The 12,090-nt window shown below is 31.2% G+C and carries 14 protein-coding genes; 6 read left to right on the top strand and 8 right to left on the bottom strand.

What is annotated here, in order from left to right; translation table 11 throughout:
• Positions 1 to 792 (bottom strand): serine O-acetyltransferase EpsC, encoded by a 792-nt coding sequence (gene epsC, locus K6T82_RS07850; RefSeq protein WP_223705694.1) that lies wholly within the window; start codon positions 790 to 792, stop codon positions 1 to 3.
• Between the two features lie 190 nt (positions 793 to 982).
• Here epsC and K6T82_RS07855 point away from each other — a divergent pair, with 190 nt between their 5' ends.
• Entirely contained in the window at positions 983 to 1,684 is a 702-nt protein-coding gene (locus tag K6T82_RS07855) for a DUF1003 domain-containing protein (protein WP_223705384.1), read from the top strand.
• A gap of 169 nt (positions 1,685 to 1,853) precedes the next feature.
• Here the strand turns inward: K6T82_RS07855 and K6T82_RS07860 are convergent, their stop codons facing one another.
• A complete protein-coding gene (locus tag K6T82_RS07860) occupies positions 1,854 to 2,132 on the bottom strand; it encodes a DUF2752 domain-containing protein (protein ID WP_223705385.1) in 279 nt (92 codons plus the stop codon).
• Positions 2,133 to 2,239: 107 nt separating this feature from the next.
• On the opposite strand from K6T82_RS07860, the gene K6T82_RS07865 reads away from it, so the two are divergent.
• Both K6T82_RS07865 and K6T82_RS07870 read left to right on the top strand, forming a co-directional pair.
• Positions 2,240 to 2,413: a hypothetical protein gene (locus tag K6T82_RS07865; protein ID WP_223705386.1), complete on the top strand. Its 174-nt coding sequence runs from the start codon at positions 2,240 to 2,242 to the stop codon at positions 2,411 to 2,413.
• A gap of 1 nt (position 2,414) precedes the next feature.
• Positions 2,415 to 2,966 carry a Smr/MutS family protein gene (locus K6T82_RS07870; protein ID WP_223705387.1) on the top strand — a complete coding sequence of 184 codons (552 nt, stop codon included), beginning with the start codon at positions 2,415 to 2,417 and terminating at the stop codon, positions 2,964 to 2,966.
• 145 nt (positions 2,967 to 3,111) lie between these two features.
• Here K6T82_RS07870 and K6T82_RS07875 read toward each other — a convergent pair whose 3' ends face one another.
• Positions 3,112 to 4,119, bottom strand: coding sequence for a hypothetical protein (locus K6T82_RS07875; RefSeq protein ID WP_223705388.1), 1,008 nt, complete (start codon positions 4,117 to 4,119; stop codon positions 3,112 to 3,114).
• 87 nt (positions 4,120 to 4,206) lie between these two features.
• Here K6T82_RS07875 and K6T82_RS07880 point away from each other — a divergent pair, with 87 nt between their 5' ends.
• Positions 4,207 to 5,331: a cysteine desulfurase family protein gene (locus K6T82_RS07880; protein ID WP_223705389.1), complete on the top strand. Its 1,125-nt coding sequence runs from the start codon at positions 4,207 to 4,209 to the stop codon at positions 5,329 to 5,331.
• Between the two features lie 193 nt (positions 5,332 to 5,524).
• Here K6T82_RS07880 and K6T82_RS07885 read toward each other — a convergent pair whose 3' ends face one another.
• The 3 genes from K6T82_RS07885 to K6T82_RS07895 all read right to left on the bottom strand — a co-directional run bounded on the left by K6T82_RS07885 (position 5,525) and on the right by K6T82_RS07895 (position 8,478).
• Positions 5,525 to 6,085 (bottom strand): L-threonylcarbamoyladenylate synthase, encoded by a 561-nt coding sequence (locus K6T82_RS07885; RefSeq protein ID WP_223705390.1) that lies wholly within the window; start codon positions 6,083 to 6,085, stop codon positions 5,525 to 5,527.
• A gap of 116 nt (positions 6,086 to 6,201) precedes the next feature.
• Positions 6,202 to 7,365 (bottom strand): acyltransferase family protein, encoded by a 1,164-nt coding sequence (locus tag K6T82_RS07890; RefSeq protein ID WP_223705391.1) that lies wholly within the window; start codon positions 7,363 to 7,365, stop codon positions 6,202 to 6,204.
• Between the two features lie 150 nt (positions 7,366 to 7,515).
• On the bottom strand, positions 7,516 to 8,478 hold the full coding sequence (locus K6T82_RS07895; protein ID WP_223705392.1) for a WaaS/CpsH family glycosyltransferase: 963 nt from the start codon (positions 8,476 to 8,478) through the stop codon (positions 7,516 to 7,518).
• A 60-nt stretch (positions 8,479 to 8,538) separates the two neighbouring features.
• Here K6T82_RS07895 and K6T82_RS07900 point away from each other — a divergent pair, with 60 nt between their 5' ends.
• On the top strand, positions 8,539 to 9,303 hold the full coding sequence (locus K6T82_RS07900) for a lipopolysaccharide kinase InaA family protein (protein WP_223705393.1): 765 nt from the start codon (positions 8,539 to 8,541) through the stop codon (positions 9,301 to 9,303).
• On the opposite strand, the gene K6T82_RS07905 is transcribed toward K6T82_RS07900, so the two are convergent.
• Positions 9,284 to 10,057, bottom strand: a complete 774-nt coding sequence (locus K6T82_RS07905) for a glycosyltransferase family 2 protein (RefSeq protein WP_223705394.1) — start codon at positions 10,055 to 10,057, stop codon at positions 9,284 to 9,286. The two genes, K6T82_RS07900 and K6T82_RS07905, sit on opposite strands and share 20 nt — an antisense overlap.
• 18 nt (positions 10,058 to 10,075) lie before the next feature.
• On the bottom strand, positions 10,076 to 11,140 hold the full coding sequence (locus K6T82_RS07910; RefSeq protein ID WP_223705395.1) for a glycosyltransferase family 9 protein: 1,065 nt from the start codon (positions 11,138 to 11,140) through the stop codon (positions 10,076 to 10,078).
• 127 nt (positions 11,141 to 11,267) lie between these two features.
• On the opposite strand from K6T82_RS07910, the gene K6T82_RS07915 reads away from it, so the two are divergent.
• A complete protein-coding gene (locus K6T82_RS07915) occupies positions 11,268 to 12,014 on the top strand; it encodes a glycosyltransferase family 2 protein (RefSeq protein WP_223705396.1) in 747 nt (248 codons plus the stop codon).
• Positions 12,015 to 12,090 lie beyond the last annotated feature (76 nt).

The raw sequence follows: 12,090 nt of genomic DNA on the forward strand, positions 1-12,090 counted from the left end.
TTATTTTTTTTCTTTGATTTTGACTTCAGTTGTAGTGGTGTTTAAAACGATAGAATCTTCTGGGATAGATTTGGTGATCCAAGCATTTCCTCCAACAACGCTATTTTTTCCGATGGTAGTTTTGCCTCCCAAAATGGTTGCATTGGCATAAATACACACATTGTCTTCAACAGTTGGATGCCTCTTTGCATTTTTCATGTCTTTGCTCACACTTAATGCACCAAGCGTAACACCCTGGTAGATTTTGACATGTTTTTTAATTACCGTGGTTTCACCAATTACGATTCCGGTGGCATGGTCGATAAAAAATGGAGATTCTATATTGGCTCCTGCATGAATATCTGTTCCTGTAATTCTATGTGCATATTCGCTCATTAAACGAGAAAACAGCAATAAATCCAAGTGATATAATTCGTGGCTCAATCTGTAAATGGCAATGGCGTAAAAACCAGGATAACCCAGATAAACTTCATCAATACTATTTGATGCGGGGTCGTTTTCTAAGATATATTCGGCGTCTTGGTTTAATTTCTCTAAAACTCCCGGAAGTTTTTCAAGAAATCTGTCCCAAATCGATTCGCATAAATTCTCAGGTTTTTTGCAAGCTAAAACAGCGATCTCTTTAAAACGGATTTCCAGTTCGTCAATACTTTCATCCAAAGAGGCATTCGAATCAAAAAGAGTATAAAAAAGCTTCTCTGTAAAATCTTCCGTTTTAGTTTTAATGCCGTAGTTTATGTTCGAATGGCTTTTTAAAGCCTTTATATTTTGTATGATAGTGTCTTTTGTCACAATGGTAAAAATGAATGAATAATTTTGGAACGTTAAAAGTAAGGTGTTTTTTGGAAATAAAGTCACGATTTAACGAAAGATATTTTCTTTGGAGGGGCATATTTGTGATAAAAAAGGAATGTCAGGACGATCTTTTTTATACAATTCTTAAGAAGTTAATTGCGTAAATTAGCTTTCAAAATTTATAAAAATGAAAAATAATTCAACGTTTAAAAGTGCGATTTCTGGACTTCCTTTTGCTGAAAGCGAGAAAATCTGCGGTAAATCTATTCATGATCCCATTTTAGGTTTAATAAAAAAAGAGTTTCCTGATTTTAATGATGATGATTGTATTGCTGTAAACGAGTTAAATGTATACCGTCAGAAGTATATTTCAAATTATCTTTCTACAGAAATTGGAGCACTTTCGGCAATGGAAAAAAGTGTTATTTCTTCTTTAAAAGACGATAAATCGATAGTAAGCAGTGTGGAAGATGAAGAAGAAACCCGTAACCTCGGACAAAGAGTGGCAGATAAAGTGGCAGATTTTGGAGGAAGCTGGACGTTTATTATCTCTTTTGTTGTTTTTATTACCATTTGGATCGGTTCCAATGTTTATATTTTTTTGAATAAAGGATTTGATCCTTATCCATTTATTTTACTGAATCTGATTCTTTCTTGTGTCGCTGCTTTGCAGGCTCCGGTAATTATGATGAGCCAAAATCGTCAGGAAGAAAAAGATAGAAATAGAGCTAAAAAAGATTATATGATTAATTTAAAATCAGAATTAGAAATTAGAATGATTCATGATAAAATTGATCATTTAATTATGCATCAGCAGCAAGAATTAATCGAAATTCAGAAAGTACAAATCGAGATGATGAATGATATTCTGGATCAGATTAAGAAATAAAAGGTGTTGGAAATTCCAAATTTTAAAATTCCAAATTCCAAAAGAGCGAAGCGATTTTTTAAAAACTAAAAACTAAAAACTAAAAACTAAAAACTAAAAACTAAAAACTAAAAACTAAAAACTAAAAACTAAAAACTAAAAACTAAAAACTAAAAACTAAAAACTAAATTCAAAAGTGTTTGAAGTAATAACCGCCAAGCATAAAAACAAGATTGACGATTGTCATTTTCCAAATCAGTTTTTTGTAATTTTTAGATTTGTCTAAATAATGAAGCGCTATCAAACCGAATAGTAAAAGACAAGAAAATATAGCCGGATACATTTTGAAAGCGGCTAAAAACTCTCCTCGAAAAAGTAAGAATAAAGAGCGTTGAAAACCACAGCCCAAACAGTCAAAACCAAAGATGTTTTTGAACAGGCACGGAATCATATATTTCTCTAAATTCATTGTGGTTCTTTTTTGCAATTTTACTAAAAAAATATGACAAACGTTTCGAGTAGGATAGAAGTACTATTTGAAAGTTTTATACTTTTGAAATCTTAAACTTTGAATTGATGAAAGCTTTTAAAATTATAATTATGATTCTTGCCATTTCGGTTGCCTTATATGAGCAAGTTTCAGAAGATAAAAATATTTATATCATGATTGTTGCAATCGTGGTTTTCATGTTTGGAATGATGCAGCTGAGCGCTAAAACACCAAGTAAAAATAACGATAAAGAAGAGTAGCATGCTGATAAAAGGAGATAAGGTTTCGGTTCTTGATGAAGCCATAAACGGAACAGTCGTTTCGGTCAAAAACAACGAAGTTTTAATAGAAACTACGGATGGATTCATGATGACATTTTTTGTCAATGAATTACTTAAAATTCAAGATTCCAGTGATTTAATGAATTCTATTAAAAGAATAGATTTAGATGAAGCTTCAAAAGAAAAAATTCAGCCAAAACCGAGAAGTTTTGTCAAAGAAAAGAAAGATAAACGGGATGTTGGTGTTCCAGAATTTGATTTACACATCGAAAAATTAGTTCCAAATAAACGCGGAATGTCTAATTACGATATTTTGACTTTGCAGACCGAAACGGCAAAAAGACATATCGAATTTGCAATCAGAAATCGCATTCCAAAAATCGTTTTTATTCACGGTGTTGGTGAAGGAATTTTAAAAGCCGAACTTGATTTTTTATTGGGTCGTTATGACGGAATCGATTTTCAGGATGCCAATTATCAAAAATATGGCCTTGGTGCAACTGAAGTTTATTTTAGGCAAAACAATAAATAAGATACATTTAAAGTCTATTAAAAGGCTCATTTTTGAGCATAAAAAAACGTCTGTTTTCTAGTGTGATTTGATCGTAAATCAGCTTCTGAAAAACAGACGTTTTTTGTAGGAAATATTTTTGGTTGGTTTTCTCTTTTCTAAGAAATCAATATGTTTTGGTAATGGTTCCAAGAAGGAAACTGTTTCCTAGTTTAAACGAGTTTTGTCCTTTTGTCCCTCTTTGTAAAGTTACATTTTTAAGTACGATTGTATGGGTATAAGTTTGAGTTTCTCCTAGTCTTGTTGTGGTTACTTGGATAATTCCACCGTTACTTTCTTTACTGCCTAATCGACCTGTCCATGTTTGATCAACTGTTGGTGTTGTTGGCTTTTTTTCTACGCAAATTGCATCTTCTGTAAAAGAACCAGTATCTTTTTTAGCCGTTCTGTAATAGACGTTGTTTTTTGCAGTTTCTATATAACTTTCTCTAGGTTGACCAGTTGGCGTGATTTCGGGTTTAATTAATTCAGTATCAATGTTTTCAATTGATAAATAAAGATTAGTGTTATAATTATAAATCCCTTTCATTACAGAACATTCAATAACTTCTTGATCTGCAGGAAAAGTTGGGCTGGGTATTGATGTAGTAGTTACATATTTTCCAAAAATAAATTCTGCGTTAGTCTGAATTCCGGATGGCTTTGCAAATGTGATATTTCTAAAGATGACACTATGAGTATATCCCGTTATTTTAGAACTTCCATCGGTTGCATTAGGAACTTCATTTGCGGTACTTTCAATTTCGATTACACCATCTGTTCCAAGCCATTCTTCTGTTACTTTTGGAGTACTCGGCGGAATGGTGCCGCAGATGTTTGTGCTTGCAACAGTCCCGTCATAAGCTCTATATACAACACGATAAGATCCATTGCCTTTTCCGTCAATAGTATAAGTATATATGGAATCATTTTCGTTTCTAAATGATCCCGCAGGCATTTGAAGTAAAAGTGCTTCCTGAGTTTTTAATTGATAGATCAGATTACTTGTCAAAGGATCACCACAGACCTGAGCTTCTTTATCTTCATCAAATGTTATATTGTCTACAGTTAAATCTCCATCATCGCAGCCATTTAGAAAAAGGGCGAATAGTAGGAGGGCAGTATATTTTTTCATTGTAAATTTTATTTTGGTCAAAAATAGTGAAAAAAATGCCAAATGATATTTAAGATTTCACAATTGATATTTCTTAACTTTGCAGCAATGAAAAAAGTATACCTAGATAACGCCTCAACAACTGCAATGCGTCCAGAAGTAATTCAGGAAATGACCAAAGTTATGGTTGAGGATTACGGAAATCCATCGTCGACACATAGTTTTGGAAGAAACGGTAAAACAATATTGGAGCTTTCAAGAAAAAGCATTGCAAAGCATTTGAACTGCACCGCTCAGGAAATAATTTTTACCTCTGGCGGGACCGAAGCCGATAACTGGATACTACGTTCTGCTGTCGAGGATCTTAAAATTGAAAGAATCATTACTTCAAAAATCGAACATCATGCTGTTTTGCATACTGTTTGGGTGCTTAAAGAAGAATTCAATATCCAGGTTGATTATGTAAATGTCAATTCTGATGGTAGTTTAGACTTGACTCATTTGTCTAATTTATTGTCTGAAGAGAAGAAGACTTTGGTAAGTTTAATGCATGTTAACAACGAAACTGGAGCTATTTTGGATCTGGATCGCGTAAGTTTGATTTGCAAGCAGTATAACGCATTATTTCATTCTGATACAGTTCAGTCTGTTGGAAAGACGGAAATCGATCTGCAAAAGACTCCTGTTGACTTTATTTTGGCTAGTGCACATAAATTTCACGGACCAAAAGGTGTCGGATTTGCTTTTGTTAGAAAAAATTCCGGTTTGCAACCTTTACTTTTCGGTGGTGAGCAGGAAAAAGGTCTGCGTGCAGGAACAGAAGCAGTACATCAAATAGCGGGAATGGCAAAAGCTTTGTCTGTTTCTTATGAAAAACTGGATCAGGAAAGGGCTTATATTTTAGATTTGAAAAACTATCTGATTGAGCAATTAGAGATTCATTTTCCAGATTTTAGGATTAACGGTAAAAAGGATGATTTTTACAATATCATCAATATTATTCTACCTTTTTCTTCAGATAAAACCTCAATGCTGCTTTTTAGTTTAGATATGAAAGGAATTGCAGTTTCCAGAGGAAGCGCTTGTCAATCTGGAAGTATAAAACCTTCGCACGTATTAAACGAAATGCTTTCGGAAACCGATTTAAAATTGCCAAATCTTCGAATTTCATTTAGTCATTACAACACAAAAGAAGATATCGATTGGTTGATTGAGAGTTTGAAAACGGTTTAGAGTTTCAAGTTTCAGGTTTCAAGTTTCAAGTTGCTGGACTTAAATGCAAAGTTCGCAAAGTTTTTTAGACAAAGCTTTGCGAACTTTGCGTTTTTAAGAAGTTCCGTAAAATAACCTTGCGGACTTTGCGGTAAAACGGCAAAAGTATTTCAATAACCTGAAACTTGAAACCTGAAACCTGAAACTAAAAAAACTATTTACGAATCACTTTTACTTGTGAGTCATTTGTCAATTTAATGATTGTAGAAGATTTTCCGTTGATTTTATCTTGGTTTAGTTTGACCACATAATCGACACCATTTATAATCTCTGGACTAATATCTTTGAAAGCAATTGGAGTTGGTTGTCCTGAAATATTAGCAGAAGTTGAAACTAAAGGCTTTTTCATTCTTTCCATCAATTTGTAGCAGAAAGGTTCTTTTACCAATCTAACTCCTAGTGATTTGTCGGCGGCAATAATATTTGGAGCAACGTTTCTGGCGTCATCAAGGATTAAAGTAGTTGGTTTGTCTGATAAATCCCAGATTTGCCAAGCTACTTCAGGAATGTTTTTAAAAACATTGTACATCATCTTTTCGCCATTCATTAAAACAATCATACTTTGTGTTTCTGCACGTTGTTTCAATTTGTAGATTTTAGCAACAGCTTCAGGATTGGTAGCATCACAACCGATTCCCCAAACGGTATCTGTCGGGTACAAGATTATACCTCCATTTTTAATTACTTCGTATGCGTTGATGATTTCCTCGTTCATTTTACAAATTATATTTTAAGATTACAAAGTTATAAATTTTACTTGTAATTGCTTTTTATAGTATTTGTAAATAGAAATTCTATTTGGTTTTTAAAGCTTTTTATAAAACTAATTGTTTATGCTTTAGAAGATGAAGATTTTGATTTTGCTTTCGCTAACTCCATCAATGGATGTTCGATATATTTAAATGTCAATTGACTAAAGAAGATTAAAGGAAAGACAGATAGGGCAATAATCGACCAAAATTCAAAATCAGTTAATTCTTTGGCTTCCTCTAAACCGATAATGAAATAAAACAGAATAAATAATAAAGTGCCATGCAATAGATAAATACTGTAGGTTATTTGTCCGAATTTTCGAGAAAAAGTACTTGATAAAAGTCCGAAAAAGTTATTTCCAGAAGCAATTATTATAAAGACGATTGACGTAATAATAACTGGAATTGGCTTTCTTCCGCTATTAAAGAAATAAATAGAACACGCAATTAGTAAAATGGCTAAAAAGGTATATTTCTTTTGCTTTAAAATGTTGCCAAATATGTTTTTACTGATTATTAGAGCTGCAATAATACCTCCAATAAAAGGGAGGAAATGTCTCAAAGAGGCACCGTTGATAATCATTATGGTGGTGGCTGCAAGAGTAAACAGCAAAATGACTTTGTAATTTACTTTAATCTTAAAAAAGAGCGCAATAAGAGGAAGTAAAAAATAGAAGGCCCACTCGTAAGGCAGTGTCCAAGTTACTCCCGCATTTAGCAAAGAACTGTTTTCAAATCCGTTGATGTTTAAACCCTTTTTGATATTAAAAAATATCCATGAAAGTATAGCTAAAATGTTTTCTGAGAAAGGGATTTTGGATTTGAAATTTGTTAAATAGCCAACAATAAGAAATATAATTCCAACAGAAAAAAGATACATAGGAAATAGTCTGTATACACGTGCATTGATATAGGCAGACCAGTTAATTTGTTTGTTTTTACTGTTTATCAATTTTAAAGTGAATAAAAAAGCTGTAATCACAAAGAAAAAAGCAACTGTGGTTTGTCCGAAGTGGTTAAATAGATTTACATCAGGTTCGTTCCATTCGTCACTTTGAAGAAAATACCTCCAAATATAACTATGATGTAAGAAAACAAAAAATGCCAGATAGCCTCTTAATCCATCGATTTCTGGATAACGGACATCTACTACATCTATTTTTACCACTTTATTTACCAATAAAACAGAGACAATTAAAGAAAGCAATATAATTAATAGAAAAGAACCAAAAGTAAATGTCATTTTTGAGGAAACAGAATTTTATTATAGTGTTTTTAACTAATTTTTTAACTTTTACAAACATAGTAAACCTATGTTTAATGCAAAAGTATTATGGTTAAAAATATATTAAATAAATTGAATCCTACAAGATTTAGGTTCTTGAATCAAAAATTACAGCGAATTTTCTTTTAGAATAACATGATTGGTCCAGCCCTTTAAAGTATATTTTTCTAGAATTGAATCAGGTATTTTTTCATATTCGTTTTCGAAAAATTCCATTGGTATAATTGGATTGTTTTCATCAATAATAAGAATGTTATTAGGATTGTAAAAATCGTAATTTTTAATATCCGCATTTGTGGTGATTAGTTTCTTCTCTAGGCCCAAACTTTCGAAAACTCTAAAAGTAAGTCCACTTTGGCCAAGTCGGTTAATGTCTAAAAGTACTTTTGAGCGGTTAATATAATCATTTACTTCGCTTAAAGGCATGTGACTTCTTATATAGGTAATATTTTCGTCATTGTCTTTTTGCTTTTTATCGTAAATGATAAACTTAAATTTTGAATTCTGTGAAGCCAAATTGGCTGCGATTCTTTTTAATATTGGAAGTCTCTTGTCGATTGAACTGATATTAAAAACGTCATATTCAAATTGATTTTCAACACTTGTGTTTTCTGAATTGTAAATCCAATTGGAGGCGAATTTTAAATTATAATTTGCGCAATCTTCTTTTTCAAATGAGTAAACTTCGTCAAAGCAATGGAGAACTCTTTTGATCTTTGGGCAACGGTAAATATTATCGTTAAAGAAGCCAATAGATTTTTCTGTATAATTTTTGAATTCCAAAATACTTTTCGGACTAATAAAATCGCCTTTAATAGTTAGAATAACATCCTGTTTCTGGTTGTTCTCTTTTAATTTTTTTAAGATTTCATTTCCATAATGCAAATGTTTAAGATTTGTTTTGAAAAAAGTTTTTAAAACAACATTATATGCTTTATGCAATATGGAAGGATACTTGTATTTGAATGCATTAAAGTCAATATGATGAACTGTGTGACCTTGTTTTTCCAAGCTTATGGCGATATGTTTGTTGAGTCCCCAGTTGTCAAGACTTATAAGAGTAATATGCATTATCTTTGAAATAGTTTTTATTAGTTGGTAAAACTAGCTAAATTTGCTGAAACAATTTTTATGATTTTAAGATTAAATCGCGGATACGAAAAATTTGAAAATATTCTTACTGAATATATTCGTTTTTTTAATACAAAAGGAGAAGACTTTGTAATTGGTCAGCGCAATCAGATAAAACTTTTCGATTTAGATGATAAAAAAATAAATATAAAATCGTTTAAGGTTCCCCATTTTATCAATAAAATCGCTTATAAATATTTCAGAAAGTCAAAAGCAAAGCGTTCTTTTGAGTTTGCAAATAAATTGTTAGAATTAGGTGTTGGAACTCCAAAGCCTATTGCGTTTGCTGAATTTTCATCAATAATAGGTTTAGAAAAAAGCTTTTATGTAAGCGAACAGTTAGAATGTGATCTTACATACAGAGAATTGGTAGAAATACCAGATTTTCCAGACCGCGAAAATATTTTAAGACAGTTTACTAAATTTAGTTTTGATCTTCATGAGAAAGGAATTGAGTTTTTAGATCATTCGCCAGGAAATACTTTAATAAAAAAGAATGCCGACGGAAATTATAGTTTTTATCTTGTTGATTTAAACAGAATGGAATTTCATAAAGAAATGCCTTTTGAAATGCGTATGAAAAACTTATGCCGTCTGACTCCGTTAAAAGAAATGGTGGCAGTAATGAGTAATGAATATGCTAAATATTATCCGGAATCTGAGCAGAAGATTTTTGAAACTTTATGGAAATATACAGCAGATTTTCAGGAACAGTTTTATAGAAAAAAACGCCTGAAAAAGAAACTTAAATTCTGGAAAAAGTAATTCTTTTTAATTCTTTATAGCGAATAAAAATACTGTAAGCGTTTAGATAACAGATTGTTATTCCTTTTGGTCCATCTAAAAAACCTAATCGAATTATAAATTGATATAAAAAAGTATATAAAGGATGAAAAATCATAAGTAACAATTGTGGTTTTTGTCCTTTTTTTCTTTTTTCATGAGCTTTTAGGACGCCATAATTGTACATTTTTGATTTATAATCTTGAAATGAAGTATATGAAAAATGTATTAATTTATTCTTTAAGATAGAAATGGGACCGTCAACAATTAATTTTTCATGAACCATTCTCTCTTCATTGTATCTGCACTTAGATTTGTCGAACAATCTGAAAATTTTATCTGTCTGCCATCCGCTAAAATGCAACTTGCTGTTTTTGAACATGAAAGTGCGGTATATAAAATAGGCACTACCAGCATCTTTATCGTTAATTGTAGCAACAATTTCTTTTTTTAACGCTACAGATAGCTGCTCATCAGCATCGATAAATAAAACCCACGAATTTTCAGCCTGATCTAAAGCAAAATTGCGTTGCGATGTATAATTGACAAATTTATTCTGAATCAGTTTTACAGTTTTAAACGATTTAACAATTTCAACTGTTTTGTCGGTGCTGTAGGAATCTATAACGATTATTTCATCTGCAAAATCAAGGTTTTCAAGAAGCGCTTTTATACGCTCTTCTTCATTAAGTGTAATGATTAAAACGGATAATTTTTGATTTTCATTGCTTTTCATTCGATGCTTTTACTTTTTTCAATTTTTATATTCTTGAAAATAAGCTTCTAATTTTTCAAGCATTAGAGCTAACGGATATTCAGCATAATATTCGAAAGTATGATCTTTGATATATTGTTCTGTATGCTTTTCGTAAATCTCTGGTTTTAGATCTTTTAAATGAATTGATGCGTTTTTTGCTTCATTTTCAAATAACTGCCATGTTTCCTTTCTAACAGAAGGTGTGAAAATAGAAAAAGTCGGTATTTCTAAGGCTTTTGCCATATTTACTGCGCCACCTTCATTTCCAATCAACATTTCACATTGCGAAAGTATTGCTAGAAACTGTCTTAAATCAGTAGCATATAAATCAAAAACAATATTCTTTTTTGTTTCTTCAGAACAATAATTAAAAACTTCCAAGGCCTGCTCTTTCTGGTTCGGAATATAATTAAAGAGAATAGTAGCGTTTGTTTTAGCTACTGTAAAATCTATAATTTTAGCCATTCCGTCAAGTGGATAAGTTTTATAGTGTTCGCTTCCTAAAATTCCAAACATAATAATTGGTTTTTCAGGATCAATATTGTGGTTTTTTAATAGAACTTTTGCTTCAGCAATTTCAGAATCTTTTAGAAAGATTTTCGGTTTTACGTTTGTTATTTTCTCAGAAAAAAATGGTTTTAAAAGCAATAATCGGTTCTCAATTGCAAGACCAAATTCAGATTTTATGGCATCAAAACGCTTATAGCTATAATTGTAAAAAATATTGGAATACCATTTATGATACGAAACTTTATATTTTGCACCAGAAAACAATGTAATAAGATTTGTTCCTAATTTACTGTAAACATCAATTACCGCATCATATTTTTTTCTTCGAATTTCAAAAATGAATTTAAAGAACCCAAGAGTAGATTTTCTGATTTTATTAGTTACAGGAATAATGTTGTCGATATTCGGATTTTCTTTAAGAACATCAATCGAATTAGGATAACACATATAATCAATCACAGAATCTGGAAACTTTGCCTTTAAGTTGTTGCAAATAATTGTACTGGTTAAGACATCTCCAATTCTTTTTTGCTGAATAACTAATATTCTCATTTTGTTTTAATATTCAATTTGAAGGCTAAAGTACAAACTATTTTATGAAGTGCACAAGTCCTAACATTAATAAGATCGAACTAAATTAAAAAGTTATATTTTTGTGCTGAATTAATTAAATTTTACAATGAAAATTAGCGGTTTGGTTATTACTTTCAATGAAGAAAAAAATATAGGGAAATGTATTGATGCTTTATTTAAAGTTTGCGATGAAGTTATTATTGTGGATTCTTTTAGTAAAGATCGTACAGTTGAAATAGCAAAAGAAAAAGGAGCACATGTGGTTGAGCAAGCTTTTTTAGGAGACGGGCCACAACGTACACATGGTTTGCCTTTTTGTAAAAATGACTGGATTTTGAATCTCGATGCCGATGAGTTTTTAGATGCCGATGCCGAAGATTTTATTGCAAAAGGAAAATATTTAGAAGGAAATTATGATGCCTTTAGTTTTAGAGTTAAAAATTTTTTAGGCAACAAATTAATAGATTTTTCAGGATGGTATCCAGATCATAAAGTTCGTTTTTTTAATAAACAGACAGCTCATCCTTCAGATTCTAAGGTACATCAGAAAATTATAACCCAAAACGAGAAAAAAGTTGCAGTACATATTCTACACTACGGATGGGATTCTTTAGATCAGATTATTGCCAAAAAGAACCAATATTCTGGCTGGCATGCTCAGCAATTATTTGATCAGGGAAAACGAATTAATGCTTTTAAACCTGTTCTTAACGGAACTGTGGCTTTTATTCGTTGTTACTTCTTTAAAAAAGGGATTTTTAATGGTCTTGATGGATTGTCAATTGCAATGATTCAGGCATTTTTCTCTTATATGAAATATGCTAAACTGATAAAACTTCAAAAAAAACAATAAATAGCAATAAACATCAAATAAAAAATTCCAAATCCCAATTATAAGAATTGGAGTTTGGAATTTTTTTTATAATTGA

Origin of the sequence: Flavobacterium potami (genome assembly GCF_020026915.1) — a bacterium.
Lineage (GTDB): Bacteria > Bacteroidota > Bacteroidia > Flavobacteriales > Flavobacteriaceae > Flavobacterium > Flavobacterium potami.

Coding starts and splice junctions, on each gene's coding strand:
- K6T82_RS07855 (WP_223705384.1), top strand. CDS start 983: ATGAAAAATAATTCAACGTTTAAAAGTGCGATTTCTGGACTTCCTTTT.
- K6T82_RS07860 (WP_223705385.1), bottom strand. CDS start 2,132: ATGAATTTAGAGAAATATATGATTCCGTGCCTGTTCAAAAACATCTTT.
- K6T82_RS07865 (WP_223705386.1), top strand. CDS start 2,240: ATGAAAGCTTTTAAAATTATAATTATGATTCTTGCCATTTCGGTTGCC.
- K6T82_RS07870 (WP_223705387.1), top strand. CDS start 2,415: ATGCTGATAAAAGGAGATAAGGTTTCGGTTCTTGATGAAGCCATAAAC.
- K6T82_RS07875 (WP_223705388.1), bottom strand. CDS start 4,119: ATGAAAAAATATACTGCCCTCCTACTATTCGCCCTTTTTCTAAATGGC.
- K6T82_RS07880 (WP_223705389.1), top strand. CDS start 4,207: ATGAAAAAAGTATACCTAGATAACGCCTCAACAACTGCAATGCGTCCA.
- K6T82_RS07885 (WP_223705390.1), bottom strand. CDS start 6,085: ATGAACGAGGAAATCATCAACGCATACGAAGTAATTAAAAATGGAGGT.
- K6T82_RS07890 (WP_223705391.1), bottom strand. CDS start 7,365: ATGACATTTACTTTTGGTTCTTTTCTATTAATTATATTGCTTTCTTTA.
- K6T82_RS07895 (WP_223705392.1), bottom strand. CDS start 8,478: ATGCATATTACTCTTATAAGTCTTGACAACTGGGGACTCAACAAACAT.
- K6T82_RS07900 (WP_223705393.1), top strand. CDS start 8,539: ATGATTTTAAGATTAAATCGCGGATACGAAAAATTTGAAAATATTCTT.
- K6T82_RS07905 (WP_223705394.1), bottom strand. CDS start 10,057: ATGAAAAGCAATGAAAATCAAAAATTATCCGTTTTAATCATTACACTT.
- K6T82_RS07910 (WP_223705395.1), bottom strand. CDS start 11,140: ATGAGAATATTAGTTATTCAGCAAAAAAGAATTGGAGATGTCTTAACC.
- K6T82_RS07915 (WP_223705396.1), top strand. CDS start 11,268: ATGAAAATTAGCGGTTTGGTTATTACTTTCAATGAAGAAAAAAATATA.